Origin of the sequence: Aquirufa beregesia (genome assembly GCF_011090385.1) — a bacterium.
In the GTDB taxonomy this organism is placed as follows: Bacteria; Bacteroidota; Bacteroidia; order Cytophagales; family Spirosomataceae; genus Aquirufa; species Aquirufa beregesia.
The window spans coordinates 16972-34605 of the sequence record NZ_SEWW01000005.1 but is presented as its reverse complement, the minus strand read 5'-3'; the positions used below and the strand labels follow the sequence as shown (position 1 = coordinate 34605).

Here is a 17634-nt window from a genome sequence, read left to right as displayed (position 1 = left end):
ATGAACAGCTATTCGAAATCAATCCAACAGGGGGGTATCATGACGGCATTGCTTTATGCGGTATTCCTCTATTTAAATAAAGATGTCTCCAGCCAAGAGCTTCTGATTTCAAGTGGCTATTTTCTTGTTTTATATGCCTTCATCTTCACTTTAGGAAGGCCCGCAGTAGTAGAAAAGCTGCAAGATTTTTATCATCTAAAAAAAGAGAGGGCCTTATGGGTTCCTCTCTTTTTATTTTCATTGCTCACCAGCCATTACTTACTTCATGGCATCAACCCTTTCATTGGAAGCTCTGGTCTTTATTTCTTCCTGTACCTATTTCCAACTTTAGCATTTCTAGCCTTTCCCAAGCAAGAAGCTTCATGGTCTGATTTAATCATCCTTTTATTGATATTAATTCCTTCGACCATCATCCATTTTCCGGGTAATAGCGATATTCCTTGGGAAACAGATGGCTTCAGTTCTGTCCAAAAAATCGTACTTATTTTAGGAGCCGCCTATGCTTTTACCGTAGTAAGAAAATTACCTGATGTAGGCTTTTATCCTAGCTGGAAATGGTCCCATGTCAGCGTTGCCTTAGGTTCTTGGATCTCCTTTCTTGGATTTGTCTATATCATCGGTATTGTTTGGAATTTCAATATCTCACAACCCTTCCAAGCTTTTGCCTGGATTTTGATTCCTGCCGCCATTCGAGAATTAATACGGGTTTATATTGGTACCGCCCTATTTGAGGAACTGTTTTTCAGAGGCTTAATTCAAAATATTTTGGCCAAAAAAATAGCCCTAATGGCCAACTGGAAAGTCTTTTGGACATGGGGAGCCCTAATTTTCACGATTCTGAGTTTCTATACAGGTTACGCCATGTATAAAGACTTATTCTGGTTTCCAGGTTTAATCAGTATATCTCTTTTTGCTGGTGCTTATTTCTTGGAGAAAAACCAGGTGGCTAAAACCGGAACCTATACCTCACTGGCTATCACCAGTATGTTTTTTGGCCTAGTACATTTCCATGCGGGTTCCGTCATATTTGTGGGCTTAGCTAGCGTAGCTGGTTGGGCTTATGGATATACCTACATTAAAACTAAAAATGTCTTCTATGCCGCTTTGGTACATTGCTTGGTCAACTGTTCGGAATTTCTATTTTCTTTACATACCATCAAATAGGCAAAAAAAAATCAGGGCAAACATCTTTCGACATCTGCCCTGATCGGTTTTCATAGGTTAGAGGTTTATTATAAAATCTTTTCAGTATCTGTCACAAATACACGAGTACTAATGGTATAATTTCCGCCAGAGGCATCTTTGTATTTCAAATCCAAATAAAAGGCCTGATATCCTTTTTTAGGATATTCTTTGGTCAATTTTAGTTGAGGCAAATTCTCCAATTTCACTCGTGAACTAAGCCATAAATTATTTCTAAAATCTCTGTCCATAGAGGTAGTTTCCCACAAAGTAGCTTCCACTAAATCTTGCGTGGCTACTTGTACCTTTAGCTCAGCACCTACTTGGGTGGATGCTGTATTCCAAGTACAAACAGGATATTCTCTCCCTTGAATGGTATTCGCAAAAAATCCACTTAGAGCTTCAAAAGCTTGTTTTCCTCCCGCTAAATCATGACCCGCATTGGGTACATAATGAATCATGTTTTTACCAGGAATCTGATCGTAATAATGTTTGATGGCATCCACTGTCCAATATTCATCGTTTGTTCCAATGAATAAGGTCTTAGGCACCTTCAATTTGGCACGATAAGAAAAAGGATCTACTAAGGCGGTTAATGTTTTTCCATCTGGGGTGTCTTTCCCTTGAGGGATTCCCAAACTCACATAATCTTGTATTTGAATACTGTACTCTCCATAGGTTTTAAACTGATAATCTAAGGTAGCTGGCATGTTCAACATATCAATCACCATAGGACCTATGGCCTTGACTCTTGAATCGTCGATAGCACCCGTTAACCAAGTGGTCCAACCTCTTTTTGAAAATCCAGAAATCACAAATCCCCCCACTTTCGTTTTGATGCGCTTTTGACTAAACTCCTGCACTGCATCCATCCCTCTAACCGCTGATTTCACCATAGGAAAAAGCAAAGGCCAGGTATAATCTTTGGTTTCTTTGAATTGATGTAAGGTATATGAAATCAATTCATCTTCTGTTTTATCCCCATACAATGGTTGATTAGGAACTTGACGAATCAAAGAAACAATCGCTTTATTTTTATCTGAAATATTGGCTAATATAGGCCACAGACGCTCATCGGCTACGAAATTGGGTCGTTCGTTTTTGTTTGAGCCACCTGAAATAAACAACATGGCATCTTGGTATTTAATTTCCTTAGGAACGAAAATGGTCAATTGATGACGCCATGTATATTCTCTCCATTTTTGAGAGGTCAAAATCAACTGATAGGCCGTAGTCGAACCAATTTTGGAAGAATCTCTCACTTCCCATTGATACGATGCATCTCCATTATGAATGTAAGAAGTCAATGCTGTCTCCGGCGTAATTTTTGGTTTTTGTGCCAAAACCGCACTACTAATGAGTACAATTAGTAAGGTGTTTTTAAGCAAAAAGGAGGGCATCAATTTCATGGAGTGTATATTGGTTAAATACACCACAAAATAATAGCATAAAATGACAGAATAAGTTAATTAAACTTTCCAAAAAGTAAACTATTCTAGCAAAAACAAACAATCTTAAGCTTCTTTTCTGCCAATATTGACCAAATATCCAAAAATGGCAGCCGTAAAGAACATCAAAAGACTATAAATAACTGGAGGAATGCTCATGGTACTATTTCCAATAACAGTCAAGGCAATGAAGATGGCTAAAGTACCATTATGAATGCCAATTTCCATCCCGATAGCGATGGCTTGCTTTTTGCCTAGTTGAAAAAACAAAGGAACAAAATAACCAATGGCCATGCTGGCTACATTTAACGTCAAGGTAGCTAATCCCACCGCTTTGAAATCATCTACAATATGATTCTTTTCTTTTATAATGGTTAACACAATGACCAAGGTTAAAAAGATGGCCGAGGCTATTTTAACAGGTTTATCCAGAGTCGCTGCCAATTTGGAAAACTTTGACCGAACAATCATTCCAATGGAAACAGGCAATAACACAATCATGACCACTTCCATTACTTTAGAAAATTGTAATGGGACATATTGATCCGACTGCATGAATTGTTTCATGGCAAAATTCACAATGATGGTAATGGAAAATACAGAAATCAAACTATTTAAGGCGGTCAAGGTAACATTCAAAGCTACATCACCCTTGGAAATATGAGAATATAAATTAGCCGTTGGGCCACCTGGTGAAGCAGATAATAACATTAATCCTACAGCCAATTCGGGAGAAAGTCCAAAGCCTAAGGCAATAAAATAACAAATAACTGGAAGTAAAATCATCTGACAAAACAGACCCAGCACGACTGCCTTGGGAAAAGTGACAACCCGTTTAAAATCTGCTACTTGTAAGGAAAGGCCTAATCCCATCATAATGATGGCCAGGGCCAAAGGAAGTAATACCGCTGATAAAAAATTAGCTTGCATGTTTGAAAGGTTTAGAATATTGTACTAATATAATAAAAATTTGTATTGGGTTAATATGTCCTACAAGAAAGACATGAGTCGATTTCGAAAATTTTACATTCCCATCATTTGGCTTTGATATAAATCCGTAATATTGCGCATTCAAAAACCTATTTGACAACATGAAAACACAAAGACCATTCTTATTCGTTATTTGCTTCTTTTTAATTCATATTACGGCTTTTGCTCAAATAGTTCGAGGGCCCTATTTACAAAGTGTTAGTCCTAGCCAAGGAATCATTCGCTGGCGGACAGAACAGGCTACTGACAGTCGGGTTGTCTATGGCGAAAACCCCAACAAGCTCACTAAAGTAATCGAAGGTAAGCAGGCTGTGGTAGACCACGAAGTCATCATCACAGGTTTAAAACCCAACAAAAAATACTACTATACCATCGGTGATCATAAAACCATGGAAGCAGGTTCAGAAAAAAGATTTATCCTGACCGCTCCTAAATTGGGTTCTACTCAAGCGGTTCGAATTTGGGCATTAGGGGATTTTGGTTCTGGCTCTAAAAACCAATTAGAGGTTAAAAATGCCGTGGTGAATTATACCAAAAACCACCGACCAGATGCTTGGATTTGGTTAGGAGATAATGCGTATAGCAAGGGTTTAGATGAGGAATACCAAAAGAAGGTTTTCCCAATTTATCAGGATGAGTTTTTCCAAAACTTAAACTTATATCCTGCACCAGGAAACCATGATTATGCAGGTAAGCATAATCCATCTGAGCCTCCTTATTTTAAGATATTCAGCATGCCTGTACAAGGTGAATTGGGTGGACTGCCCTCAGGTAATGAGTCCTACTATTCCGTCAATTATGGTCAGGTCCATTTAGTATCGATCGATTCAGAATTGATGGAGCCATCTGGTCTTCAAGTAATGGATGGCAAAGGGGCTCAATATGAGTGGTTAGAAAAGGATTTGGCAGCGAATAAACTGCCTTGGACCATCGTCTATTTTCATAAACCTCCTTATTCCAAAGGTTCCCATGATTCTGATACGGAGAAAGACATGGTTAACATGAGACAACATGTAAACCCTTTATTTGAAAAATATAAGGTGGATATTGTGATGGCTGGACATAGCCATGTATACGAACGTACGCACCCTTTGAAAGGACATTATGGAATCAATGCTACTTTTGACGCCTCTAAACATATTGTAGAAAAAACAACAGCGCCTAATCAGTATGTAGTAGGAAAAGAAGGCCAAGGCGTTATTTACATAGTCAATGGATCTGGAGGTCAATTAGGTGGTCAAAGAGAAGGATTCCCCTTAAAATCAGCTATTTATTCAAATAATAAAATTGGAGGATCGATGATTTTAGATATCACCAAGACCAAATTAGATGCAGTATGGTTAGGTAGTGATGGCGAAATTCATGATCAATTTTCGATCAGAAAAAATTAAACAGATTAGGGATAAATCGCAGGAATGATTCTAGCTGGATTTATCCCTATTTTTTTGTTTTTTGGCACAAAATACTCACAGAAAAGTATAAATTATTCCTCTTTTTTTTCTATTATTAGAGATATAAAAATTTCCATAAATAAGGAATTAAAATCTCTAAACTAATGAAAAACAAAAATCAATTAGACTCAAGAAGACACTTTCTTCTGAAGGCTGCCACGGCCGCTTTAGCAGCTCCCGTTTTATTAGGACATCCCGTCAAAGCCGCCTCAGCAAGCGGTCGTTTACAACATGCATGCATTGGAGTAGGTGGAATGGGCTGGGGAGACCTCAATCAGTTCAAAAAGCATACCCATGTTGACATTGTTGCTCTTTGCGATGTAGATGAAAATAATCTAAAAAGAGCTTCAGAAATATTACCCCATGCGCGAACTTATACGGATTGGCGTGAGATGTTCAAACAAGAAAGTGATAAAATAGATTCGGTCAATGTCTCCGTTCCTGACCATAATCATTTTGTCATAGCCATTGAAGCTATTCGAAGACGTAAACATGTGTATTGCCAAAAACCTATGTGTCATGACGTCGCTGAAGTTCGTATCCTAACTTTAGAAGCCATCAAAGCAGGAGTTGTTACACAGTTAGGAACACAAGTTGCTTCTACTTCGGGTGATAGAACGGGAGTAGAATTATTGAAATCGGGAATAATCGGAAAAGTAAAACATGCCTATTTATGTTCTAATAGACCTGGAGCTGTTGCAAAATACCGTCATGTAGGCCCAAGGCCAACACAAGGAATAGAAACTCCGCCTAATCACCTACACTGGGACAATTGGATAGGTACGGCCCCCATGAGACCTTATGTACCCAATATCTATCATCAGGCAATTTGGCGAACTTGGCAAGATTTTGGAACAGGTTGGTCGGGAGATATTGGATGTCACATATTTGATGCAGTCTGGAAAGGATTGGACATAAAAAATCCTATTTCAGTCATAGCAGAAGTACAAAAATCTTGGCAAGAATCTCCTGAAAGAAGAGCTGATACATGGCCTCAAGGAAATCATATTACTTGGATATTCCCTGGAAATGAAAAAACAGCATCAGACAAACTTACAGTAGAGTGGTTTGATGGTGAATTTTATCCTCCAAAAGAAATTAGAGCCCTTTTTTCCGAAACGGACTATCCCGCTGAATCAGCCATGATTATCGGAACTGAGGGTGCACTTTTGATTCCTCATCAAAAAATGCCCGTTCTTTTACCTGAAACCAAATTCAAAGGAGCAAATATACCTACTAAGCCAGATAGAAACCATTACCATCATTTTGCAGATGCTTGCCTGGGAGGTGAAAAAACAGAATCCCATTTTGCTCAATCTGGGCCTATGACTGAAGCCGTCTTATTAGGAACGGTAGCCATACGTGTACCTGATCAACTACTAGTTTGGGATGCCAAAAAATTGAAGTTCCCTAATTATCCTGAGGCAAATAAATACATTCAAAGAAAATATAGAAAAGGTTGGTAAATAGACCAATATGAATCATTCTCCTCATCGCTTAGCATATCAAATGTTAAGCGATTTTTTTATCGCTTGACTCTCTTTTTGAAAAAAAGGAGGGCAAAATTTGCCCTCCTTTTCAACATCACTCAAATCTAATTTACTAATTAGGATATCCTGGATTTTGAGGTTTCAAATTAGGATTATTTAACATTTCTTGTTTTCCTAGAGGTAATAATAGATGCTTTTCTAGTAAAGGTCTATTGGAACTTAAATTCACATGACCAACAAAACTGTCAAATTTACCCGTGGTTTCATTGTACACTTTACGCAGACGAACCATATCAAACCAAGTTATCTGCTCATAGCACAATTCATGCCAACGCTCTACCCAAACCGCTTCTCTAAAGCTGGCAGCTGTATAGCTTCCTAAACCTAGAGTTTCCAAAGTTGCCCGATCACGAATTCGCTTGAACGCATCATATGCCGCTTGAGAAGGGCCTCCAACCTCATTTTGAGCTTCAGCAAAATTCAAGAGGACTTCAGCATAGCGAATTTGTGGAACGTTTAAATTATCTAAACGAGTCCCTGCAGAACCAGCTGAACCATTAGCTTTCTGATTAAAATGTTTAAATACATAAGGTGCTCCTAAATCAAATGATGCACCATTTCCATTAGTAAAATAGCTCGTATAAAAATAGCCATCCTGATTTTTCGCTCTTAAATCTCCCTTTTCATACGAATTATAAAATGCAATCGTTGGAACGGAGCTTCCTGTACCACCCGGTCCTGAATAGGTCACAGGTTTAAAGTTGGGGAAAAAGTTTCCCATAAAATTACCTGCAACCAAGGTATTACATTGAATCATAAACAAATGCTCCAGACGATTTTTTAAGCCTTCGGTATGCACATCTTTGTAAGTTGGGAACAAATTAATTACTGATGGGTTGGCATTGGCGTACGTAATTACTTCCAAAGATTTATCCGCAGATAATTTATAATAGGCAGCACCTTTATTTAATGGGAAGCCAGCCATGGTTAAATAAACTTTACCTAATTGTGCTTTTACAGCAGCCAAGCAAACTCGACCACTTACATCCATCCAAGGTAAACCCGCTTTTTCTGCTTCTAATAAATCATCCACAATCAATTTGTATACGCTTTCCACAGGAGCTCTGGATGGCAAGAAATCATCAGAACCCGCTGTTTGAGGTTTGGTGATTAAAGGAATGTCACCCCATAATTGAACGGCTTGAAAATAAGCCCATGATCTCAAAAAACGAGCTTCTCCTAAGATTTTCTTCTTTTGATTTTCATCCATAGGAGTGATTGGTGGCACTTTTTCTAACACTTGATTGGCCTGAGCTATCACCTTATATAAACCATTCCAGTAGTTAACTACATGAATGGTGTTTGGATCATGTACCAAACCATACAGGTTGTTTAGGTCAGAATTTTGTGCTGTTTCTGTTGTCGAAGTTCCAGTTAAAGCTTCTAATAACTGCCAGTTGGACGAAAATATACCTGCTCCACCTCCCATGAATCTAGTATCAGCATAAACTGAAGCTAAAGCAGCTTCTGCATGATCAGGAATTTGATAAAAAGCATCTGGTGTTAGATTCGATGGTGCTTTTTCAACCAAGAAATCAGAACAACCAAACTGCCCCAATAAAAGCACCCCACCTAGGGCCACTTTCTTTATTTTGGAATCTATTTTGAATTTCATATTACGTTTCATTTTTAAATTTTCCTTCATTAAAATGCTACCTGTAATCCTAACATGTATATCGTAGGCTTAGGGTAATTGTGCCAAATCATACCTTGTGAGAATGCCGAGTTTCCTCCACCTTGGTTGGTTGGAGTAACTTCAGGATCGCCAACAATCGGATCTTTTACTAAAAGGAAGAAGTTTTGAGCTGTTGCGTATACTCTCAAACGACTCAAATTCAATTTACTTACCACATTGCTAGGTACATTATAGCCCAACATCAAGTTTCTACCACGTAAGAATGAACCGTCTTTGATCCACCAAGTATCCACGTTCGTCACATAACCTGCTCGTGTATCACGAATTTCGGCAATCATCGTATTTTGATTGGTTGGAGTCCAAGCATTTAACACAGAAGTATAACTATTCGCTAAAGCTTGGCGATCTTCACTTGGGTGAAGGTTCATTAACATAACTTCATTTCCATAACTAAACTGCATTTCCAAAGTCAAATCAAAGCTTTTATACTTGAATGTGTTAGAAATAGCTCCCCAGAAATCAGGACTACCATTACCAATAATAGAACGGTCCGCATCAGTAATAGCACGATCACCATTAAAGTCCTTGTACTTGATATCACCTGGTAAAATCTTGAGACCATTTCGATATGAAGTCCATTTAGCAGCTTCCTCTGCCTCTGCGGTTCCCCAAACTCCAAGACGAGTTAAACCCCAGAATGATCCTACTGGCTCACCAATTCGGATGATATTGGTCGGGTTAGTAAAGTTCGGTCCACCTACGTTGAAAATATCCGAAGGAGTAGCCAAAGTCAAGACCTTATTTTGGTTGAAGGAAATGTTGAATTGGGTATTCCATTGGAAATCCTTGGATTTGATATTCATAGAATTAATTGAAAATTCAAATCCCTTATTTTCCATAGATCCCACATTTCTTCTTATCGTAGCATAACCTGATGTTTGAGGAACTGGAGCATCTAACAACATGTCTGTCGTCAAACGATAATAGTAATCCGCCTCAATATTAACTCGACCACCCCATAAACCTAATTCTATACCAAAATCCGTTTGAGCTGTTTTCTCCCATTTCAAATCAGGGTTTGCAAGTCTAGAAATACCCGTACCAGATACACGACCATCATTATAAACAGCAGAATAGTTAGAACTCAATAAAGAAAGAGATGAATACGCCGGAATTTCAGAGTTACCTGTCAAACCGTAACTAGTTCTAACTTTCAAATTGGAAATAGTCGCATTACCTTTCAAGAAATCTTCTTCTGAAACTCTCCATGCCAAGGCACCAGATGGGAAAACCGCAAATTTATAATTCTCTCCAAACTTAGATGAACCGTCCGCACGGGCTGTTACAGTCGCTAAATATTTATTTTTGAACGTATAGTTAACACGACCAAAATAAGAATTAAAGGCAAATTTAGATGCCCCTGAACCAACCGTTGGATTAACCGCTCCAGCACCTAAGTTATTGAAACCAAAATAATCCGTCGCAAAACCATTCACACTAGCTCCAATATTAAAGAAATCTGTTTGCTGCCAAGAAATACCTAATAAGGCATTGATTGAGTGATTTTCATTAAAATCCTTCGTATAAGTTAAGAAGTTCTCTAATGACCAGAATGTCTCTGTTTGATTGGTTGCCGATGCATTACCTTGACCACCAATATTCAATGTTCTAGTTTGAGATTGATTATTTTCTTGAGTCATGATATTGGCTCCAAAAATCGTTTTCATCTCCAAACCTTTCATTAAGGTAATATTAGAATAAATACTTCCTGTCGTAGTTTGAGTATTTAAAATATATTTACGGCCCATCAGTCGGTGAACAGAACTCATGGTTCCTTCAGCAAATGGAAAGTCCCTATTATTAGCATAGGTTCCATCGGCATATTTCACAGGTAAAAAAGGAAAATCTTCCACGATTTGACGAGATACGGCATCATTTACGTCAGATAAATTTTCAGTCTGGTTGTTGTAGGCTAAGGTTCCTCCCACTTTCAACCATTTTTTAATTTGATCATCTATTGTAAAACGACCAGAATAACGCTTCAAATAAGTCGTTTTGATTAAGCCTTGGTCATCACGATAACCTAAAGAGAAGGAATATTGAGTTCGTTCATTACCTCCGCTAAAACCTAATTGATGATTTTGAGACAATTTATTTTGCGTTGATTCTTCAAACCAATCCGTATTAAATAAAGCATTACCGCTCGCATCAAAAACACGAGGATCTGTTCTTCTCAATCTTGGATTTAAATAAGCCCATCTTCCTGCGGCCCAACCCGTAGGGTCATATTTGGCCATATTTGCCCAAGCTAAATCTTCCACTGCCATATATTGTTTGGCATTCAAGACTTGAGGCTTATTGGGACCCGCGACATTAACACTGAAATCAGCGTTATATGTCACACTTCCTTCTCCTGCCTTGCCTTTTTTCGTTGTTACTAAAATAACACCATTCGCTCCCCTAGCTCCATAAATAGCCGTTGAAGATGCATCTTTCAAAACCTCTACTGATACAATGTCATTCGGATTTAAATAATCAATAGCAGAACTAAATTGATTCATGGTACCTTGAGGTAACATAACTCCATCAACTACGTATAAAGGGTTATTGGAGGAGTTAATCGAACTAAAACCACGAACACGAACCGTAGTACGGCCGCCTGGTCGTCCAGAGTTAGTACTTACTTGAACCCCGGCCATTCTACCAGATAATGCCTGATTCAATGAAGTAGCAGGGCGTTCCAATAATTGGTCCGTTTTGATAGAACTCACTGAACCCGTTAAATCAGATTTCTTTTGAGTACCATAGCCAATGACAACAATCTCATCTAAATATTTGTTATCTGGCTTAAGATTGACATTAATCGCTGATTGATTCCCTACGGTAATTTCTTGCTGCGAGTACCCAATAGCTGAAAACACTAAAACGGCTCTAGAATCAGCAACCACAATCTTGTAGTTACCATTGACATCCGTCATTACCCCTTTAGTAGTTCCTTTAACAATGACGTTAACTCCCGGTATACCCGAATTCGCCTCGTCAGTCACTTTACCAGTAACAGTGATATCTGCTACTCTGACATTTTTAGTTTCGCTTAGCCTTCCTACTCTTTCTGTTAGGGCCGCTTGCGCTGGCAACATACTGAAGCATGTTAGTGCTATACCCAATATTGGTAACGCACTTCTCATGCTCAATTGTCGATACGACATGAGTATTTTTTTTTGCATAGTTTGACCATTTTACTGGTTATTTTAGGATTAGTTAATGGTCAATTATATAAAACAAATCCTATTATTCCTATAAATAATCATTAAATACACATTAAATGTGTAACGAAAAGTTCAAATTTTCGGTCAATAAAAATTCACTATTTACCTTGATTTTCACCTATGATTTATTACACGGTATAATATATACGTAATAACCTCAAATTATTCAAAGAAGAATTTCTAATCTATTAGTCTATTTTTAAAATGAATACCCTTTTCCTCAACTCTATATTCGGCTAATTCGGTATTTAAAATTTGAAAATGAGTAGATTCAATCATTAATTTGCTTGAAAAGGTAAATACAAATCAATCCCGATAATACCGCATGGGTATTGATCAATAAATGATATATTTGGACAAACTAAGCCATTATGAAAGCAAATCAAGACCGTAGAACCTTCCTGAAAAATACAGGATTAATAGCCGCAGCCTCTGCATTCCCTTATATTTGGACCAATTCAGAAAAGCATTCATCTTTTATCCCTACAAAAAAAGCAGGAGATAAAGTCAATTTAGCCTGTATCGGAATAGGGAACCAAGGTGGTTCTGATGTCATGTCATTTCATAAAACTGGCTTAGCCAATTTTGTGGCTTTTTGTGATGTGGACATGGGTGCTCCCCAAACCCTAGAGGTTCTAAAAAAATTCCCTGATGTTCCGAGATTTCAGGACTTCCGCACGATGTTCGACAAAATGGGGAATCAAATTGATGCGGTAGCCATTGGTGTACCTGATCATGCCCACTTTGCCATTACCATGATGGCCCTAGGATTAGGAAAACATGTGTATGTAGAAAAACCAATGGCCAGAACATTCAACGAGGTTGAGTTGATGATGAAAGCCGCTAAGAAGCATTCCAAATTGGTGACACAAATGGGTAACCAAGGTCACTCGGAAGCCAATTACTTTCAATTTAAAGCATACAAAGATGCAGGTATCATCAAGGATGTTACTGCCATTACTGCTCATATGAACTCCGCTCGTCGCTGGCATGGATGGAATACTCAAATCAAGAGTTTCCCTTCTGCAGAAGCTATCCCAAGCACCTTAGACTGGGATATTTGGATGGGCGTAACCCAACCCCACGATTATAACAAAGATTTTGTCAACGGTCAATGGCGTTGCTGGTTTGATTATGGATTAGGTGCCTTAGGTGATTGGGGCGCACATATTATTGATACCGCTCACCAATTTTTAGACCTAGGCTTACCCACGGAAATCAACATGTTGAGAGCAGATGGACATAATCCTTATTTCTATCCCCAATCTTCCACGATTTTATTTAAGTTTCCCGAAAGAGGCAATATGCCCCCGGTAGATATTACTTGGTACGATGGCGTTAACAATATCCCACCTGTACCTCAGGGATATGGCGTAACAGAATTAGATCCCAATATCCCGCCAGCTAGTAATGGAAAGATACAACCGGCTAAACTGAATCCAGGGAAAATCATTTACTCCAAAGACTTGACCTTCAAAGGAGGATCACATGGTAGTACTTTATCCATTATCCCACCAGAACAAGCCAAGGATATGGCTTCCAAATTACCAGAAGTACCTAAAAGTCCTTCTAACCATTATGCCAATTTCCTAAAATCCTGCATGGGACAAGAGGAAACTCGTTCTCCATTTGCCATTGCTGGACCATTAAGTCAAGTTTTCTCTTTGGGTTGTATGGCACAGAAATTAAATACCAAATTGATTTTTGATCCAAAAACCCAACAGATTACCAACAATGCATTAGCTAATTCTTTACTAAAAGGTGCCGCCCCAAGAAAAGGTTGGGAGCAGTATTATAAAGTATAGTTGTTCGTTATTGGGAATTAGTTTCTGGAATGAAGAATGTAGAATCGTAAAATAGACAAAACGGTCAACGTCATTCAGGACAAGACATTCTTCATTCTTCATTATTAGGTTAATCCCAACGAAAGATTGGAACGGAGCTTGAGCGAAGCGGAGTGACAATCGGTTCCGCAAGGCGGAATTCGTATTTGGATTAACCGTATTCCCTCTGTTTTTTTTGTTTCTTTTTTTATAAAAAAAGAAAATCCTAAGAGAGCTTTTAACCAGTAGAATGATTTTTGTTAGAATTAGTTCCTTCAATTTCTTAATCAAGGGAAAACATCATTTAATCCCCATTTTTGTCTTTTCAATTAACAAGGCATATCTTTTTTTAAAAAAACTTCTTTTTTGTCGTACAGCAAAGGTAAAATTCGCTGGAGCTGACCTACGAGATTTACTATTGAAAAATTCTACATTCTAATAACTAACAACTATTTATAAATATTTTCCAAATAAACCACTTCACCTTTCTCGTCAAAATCAATCAGGTTATACCAAATAATCAGCGGGGCTACTTTACTGACTTTGATCCATTTGGAAGGAATATTATAATAGGGACCTTCTATCTTCAAAGTATCCATGGCGCGAGAATTCGGCCCTAAAAGCAATTTGCCATATCGAATGGGATCTTCCAATCGAATACATCCATGACTATAAAACCTATTGGATGAAGCAAATAATTTCTTCTCTGATGTATCGTGTAAGTATAATCGGTAAGGATTATCAAAAGGGATTTTCAATATCCCCAAGGTATTCCAAACTCCCGTCTTTTGTCGGAATGTATATGGAAAATAATTCTTGCTCAAGGCTTTCCAATCGACCGTTTTTGCATCGACTACCTGATTGTTTTTATCTAATAAATCCAAATGACTGGCATAAAAATATCGGATATTCTTTTGTATCTCAGGCAACAATTCCTCCGTGGCGATACTACGAGGAACATACCAATTGGGATTGATAATCAGGTTTTTAATTTGGGCTGTTAATACCCGAGTAGGCCGGGCAGGTCTACCCAAAACCACTTTCATCTTCAAGGCTACTTGATTTCCCTGATATACTTTCAGCTGAGCCGCAGGGATATTAACCACGGTCAATAATACATTCTTCCTAATATGATGTAACCAGCGATAATGATTGGCCGACAAGGTCAATTGAGCTATTTTTGATGGGTTGGGCACAAGACTATCTTGACTTGATTGAAGTATACTGAGCAGGGATCTAACTTCTGAAGAAGAATTATTTAGATGATTAACTAAATTTACAATTGATTGTTTCTTCAAATAGGAATCAATCAACATACTGACTTCATTCTTTCTCAATTCGAATACATAACCTTGAAATTTAAATGCCGGGCGGGGATTTCCAAAACTAAGGTCCTCAAAAAAGGCTTGAGCCAGATTTTGTATTTTCTTTTCAATCACCAAAGAATCAGTCTGTAGCCACGATTTTGTTGGTGATTGTAGCAAAGAATCTAAAAAACCGTGAGGATAAAATTCTGTTTTCAAGGCGATTCTAGGAGCCTGATGCAGCAGACTATCCAAACTTTTTACAGCATGAGGTCTACTTAACCAGTTGTATTCCGTTTGAGCCTTTAGCCCAAGCGTCAGCGAAACAAAAACCCAAAGAAAACATAAAAAATTGCGATAATTCACCATATAAGACCGATAGCCCTAAGGCCCAAACACCTTGTAACTAGATACTAATATACATTTTCTATTTGAGGAATAGATAAAGTGGCGGATTTGAATGCTACGTTTTCTCTTTTAGCCATTTATCCATTATAAAATCCCTTGAAGCCTGATATACTGCAAAAGCATGATGGTTTTGGCATCTTTAATCTCTCCTGACTCAATCATCTGCATGGCTTGTTGGATGGGGATTTCCAATACTTCAATATTTTCTTGTTCATGCTCTACTCCTCCCCCATCACTCACTTTCATGGAGTTAGAATAAGCTGCAATAAAGAAATACAAGATCTCAGTGACAGAGCCTGGTGACATATAGGCTTCAAAAGCCTTTTGTATTTCTGTAATCTTATAACCTGTCTCCTCCTCAGTTTCACGACGAATACAATCTTCTGGGTTATCTTGATCTAATAAACCCGCACAAGCTTCAATCATCATGCCATCTGGGTTTCCATTAACATAAGTAGGTAAACGAAATTGTCTGGTTAAAATAACGGTTCCTTCTTCCCTATTGTACAATAAAATGGTTGCCCCATTCCCTCGATCATAGGCTTCCCTTTGATGTACTTGTACTGTGCCATCAGCATTAGTAAACTCGTAAGTAATTTTTCTCAAAACGTACCAATTATCAGACAGAACATCGCTTTGGGTGATTTTAATATGGGCCATAAGGTTTATACTTTTGTTGAAATAGCTAAATACGTCTTTTCAACGGAGAAATCATTCCAAAATTGTAGAAATATGACAAATGGAAAGATCCAGATAAAGGAATCAGGTGGTATTTAATTTTGACAATCATTGGTCAAAACTACGTAAATATTAATTTAGCACTAGCTATAACAAGACCGATAGCTAAGAGATAGCGCAAAGTGGGTACATTGAACTTTTGGCTTCCATAATAAGAACCCAATAGTCCTCCTAGGACGGTCGCCGCTACTGCCCACTGAAAATTATCTGTCACTTGAATTCCTCCCTTTTGGATTTGGCCATATAAACCTGATAAGGAATTGACAAATATGAATAAGGCAGAAACAGCTGCCGTTTGCTTTAAGGTGGCCCAACGCATCAATAGCATCAATGGACTCAACACAATACCTCCTCCGATTCCGATCATTCCTGAAAGTAAACCAATGGCTCCTCCTGAAACAAGTCCTGCCGACATGGAAATCGGCCTAATTTCTTCTTTTTCTTGTCGAAATTGAAAGATTAATCGAAAAATGGATATTAAAATACACAATGCTAAAATCTTCTTATAAATCGAATCAGAAAGAGTCATCATGCCACCTAAATAAGCCATGGGTACAGAGGCCAAAGCAAAAGGCAAAAATAATTGAATCTTAAAATGTCCCGCCCGATAGAATCCAATAAATGAAAACAGCGACACGGCTAGATTCATTACCAAGGCAGAAGGCTTCATGATGGCAGGAGCCACCCCCATAAATGCCATGACGGCCAAATATCCGCTTGCCCCACCATGACCGACCGATGAATAAAGAAATGCGATTATTGCCAAAAATAGGAGCAAAACGACTAGTGAACTCATCATGACTTTGACTAAAACAATTAGGATGACAAAAAGCCCAAATGTGGCTTCAAAAATGCGTTATTTGGAACAATATAGCATTTTTTAATGAAATTTAACATCTAATATTACGTTAACATTGAAATTTTAAAACCATATAAAATAATGAAACTCTCTAATCATCTCTCAGCACTTTTAATCATTTCTACCTTGTTTGTTTCGTGCAAAAGTGACGAACTCACGAATGGCACAGGAAAGCTTGCCCTTAGCGTTACGGATGCTCCGATTGACGCCAACAATGTCAAAGCCGTGTACGTTACCTTCACCGGATTAGAATACCAAAATAGTGGTGGTTCTTGGGAAACGGCTACTGATTTTACCAGTCCACAAGTAGTGAATATTCTAGATTTGCAAAATGGAAAAACATCTCTACTAGGTAACTATACCTTAAAATCAGGAAACTATACGGGATTACGATTTAAATTAGATGCTCCTACCAAGGGGACCAACAATCCTGCCAATCCGGGATGTTATGTCGAACTCAACACTGGTGAAAAAATGCCTCTATTTGTACCTAGTGGCGCGTCATCAGGTTATAAAGCGAACGGAAACTTTTCAGTACCCATCAATGGGGTGGTGGAAGTTACGGCCGACTTCGACTTGAGAAAATCCATTGTCGTAACAGGATCTGGAAGCACTTATATTTTAAATCCAACAATTAAAATTGCTGTAAATAATCAATCGGGGACGATCTCAGGATTAGTAAGCAATTTGGCTACGGATAAAAAATATGTGGTTTATACGTATGAAAAAGATAAATACACCACAAGTGAAAGCAATGAACCAACGGGCGAAAATGTTCGTTTTGCGAATGCCATTTCAAGCACCAAAGTAAGTTCTACGGGAGCGTATACCTTAGCATTTTTGGCTGCAGGAAGCTATGATTTAATCGTAGTCTCTGAAAATGCCACTGGCATAGTGACAGTAGAAAAACAAATTAGTGCCATCGTGGTTCAAAGTCAAAAAACAACGTCTTTGAATATAGCCTTGTAATTCAAGA

Annotated in this window: 12 protein-coding genes; 5 read left to right on the top strand and 7 right to left on the bottom strand. The window is 38.2% G+C overall.

Annotated features, from left to right (window positions below; all coding sequences use genetic code 11):
* Positions 1-1164 carry a CPBP family intramembrane glutamic endopeptidase gene (locus tag EWU23_RS08860; RefSeq protein ID WP_166231097.1) on the top strand — a complete coding sequence of 388 codons (1164 nt, stop codon included), beginning with the start codon at positions 1-3 and terminating at the stop codon, positions 1162-1164.
* 68 nt (positions 1165-1232) lie between these two features.
* Here EWU23_RS08860 and EWU23_RS08855 read toward each other — a convergent pair whose 3' ends face one another.
* Together EWU23_RS08855 and EWU23_RS08850 are read right to left on the bottom strand one after the other, a co-directional pair.
* A complete protein-coding gene (locus tag EWU23_RS08855) occupies positions 1233-2591 on the bottom strand; it encodes a PhoPQ-activated pathogenicity-related family protein (RefSeq protein ID WP_317164314.1) in 1359 nt (452 codons plus the stop codon).
* A gap of 105 nt (positions 2592-2696) precedes the next feature.
* On the bottom strand, positions 2697-3560 hold the full coding sequence (locus tag EWU23_RS08850) for a bile acid:sodium symporter family protein (RefSeq protein ID WP_166231094.1): 864 nt from the start codon (positions 3558-3560) through the stop codon (positions 2697-2699).
* Between the two features lie 161 nt (positions 3561-3721).
* Between EWU23_RS08850 and EWU23_RS08845 the strand changes: the two genes are divergently transcribed.
* Both EWU23_RS08845 and EWU23_RS08840 read left to right on the top strand, forming a co-directional pair.
* Positions 3722-5011: a purple acid phosphatase family protein gene (locus EWU23_RS08845; protein WP_166231091.1), complete on the top strand. Its 1290-nt coding sequence runs from the start codon at positions 3722-3724 to the stop codon at positions 5009-5011.
* Positions 5012-5175: 164 nt separating this feature from the next.
* A complete protein-coding gene (locus tag EWU23_RS08840) occupies positions 5176-6537 on the top strand; it encodes a Gfo/Idh/MocA family protein (protein ID WP_166231088.1) in 1362 nt (453 codons plus the stop codon).
* Between the two features lie 136 nt (positions 6538-6673).
* Here the strand turns inward: EWU23_RS08840 and EWU23_RS08835 are convergent, their stop codons facing one another.
* Together EWU23_RS08835 and EWU23_RS08830 are read right to left on the bottom strand one after the other, a co-directional pair.
* Entirely contained in the window at positions 6674-8236 is a 1563-nt protein-coding gene (locus tag EWU23_RS08835; RefSeq protein ID WP_166231084.1) for a RagB/SusD family nutrient uptake outer membrane protein, read from the bottom strand.
* 29 nt (positions 8237-8265) lie between these two features.
* On the bottom strand, positions 8266-11397 hold the full coding sequence (locus EWU23_RS08830; RefSeq protein WP_235942187.1) for a SusC/RagA family TonB-linked outer membrane protein: 3132 nt from the start codon (positions 11395-11397) through the stop codon (positions 8266-8268).
* 500 nt (positions 11398-11897) lie between these two features.
* Between EWU23_RS08830 and EWU23_RS08825 the strand changes: the two genes are divergently transcribed.
* On the top strand, positions 11898-13331 hold the full coding sequence (locus tag EWU23_RS08825; protein ID WP_166231079.1) for a Gfo/Idh/MocA family oxidoreductase: 1434 nt from the start codon (positions 11898-11900) through the stop codon (positions 13329-13331).
* Positions 13332-13798: 467 nt separating this feature from the next.
* Here the strand turns inward: EWU23_RS08825 and EWU23_RS08820 are convergent, their stop codons facing one another.
* The 3 genes from EWU23_RS08820 to EWU23_RS08810 form a co-directional block, all read right to left on the bottom strand.
* Positions 13799-15022, bottom strand: coding sequence for a L,D-transpeptidase family protein (locus EWU23_RS08820; RefSeq protein WP_166231076.1), 1224 nt, complete (start codon positions 15020-15022; stop codon positions 13799-13801).
* A gap of 123 nt (positions 15023-15145) precedes the next feature.
* On the bottom strand, positions 15146-15721 hold the full coding sequence (gene nudK, locus EWU23_RS08815; protein WP_166231073.1) for a GDP-mannose pyrophosphatase NudK: 576 nt from the start codon (positions 15719-15721) through the stop codon (positions 15146-15148).
* A gap of 139 nt (positions 15722-15860) precedes the next feature.
* Positions 15861-16598, bottom strand: a complete 738-nt coding sequence (locus EWU23_RS08810) for a sulfite exporter TauE/SafE family protein (RefSeq protein ID WP_166231070.1) — start codon at positions 16596-16598, stop codon at positions 15861-15863.
* A 141-nt stretch (positions 16599-16739) separates the two neighbouring features.
* On the opposite strand from EWU23_RS08810, the gene EWU23_RS08805 reads away from it, so the two are divergent.
* Positions 16740-17627, top strand: coding sequence for a DUF4382 domain-containing protein (locus tag EWU23_RS08805; RefSeq protein ID WP_166231067.1), 888 nt, complete (start codon positions 16740-16742; stop codon positions 17625-17627).
* Positions 17628-17634 lie beyond the last annotated feature (7 nt).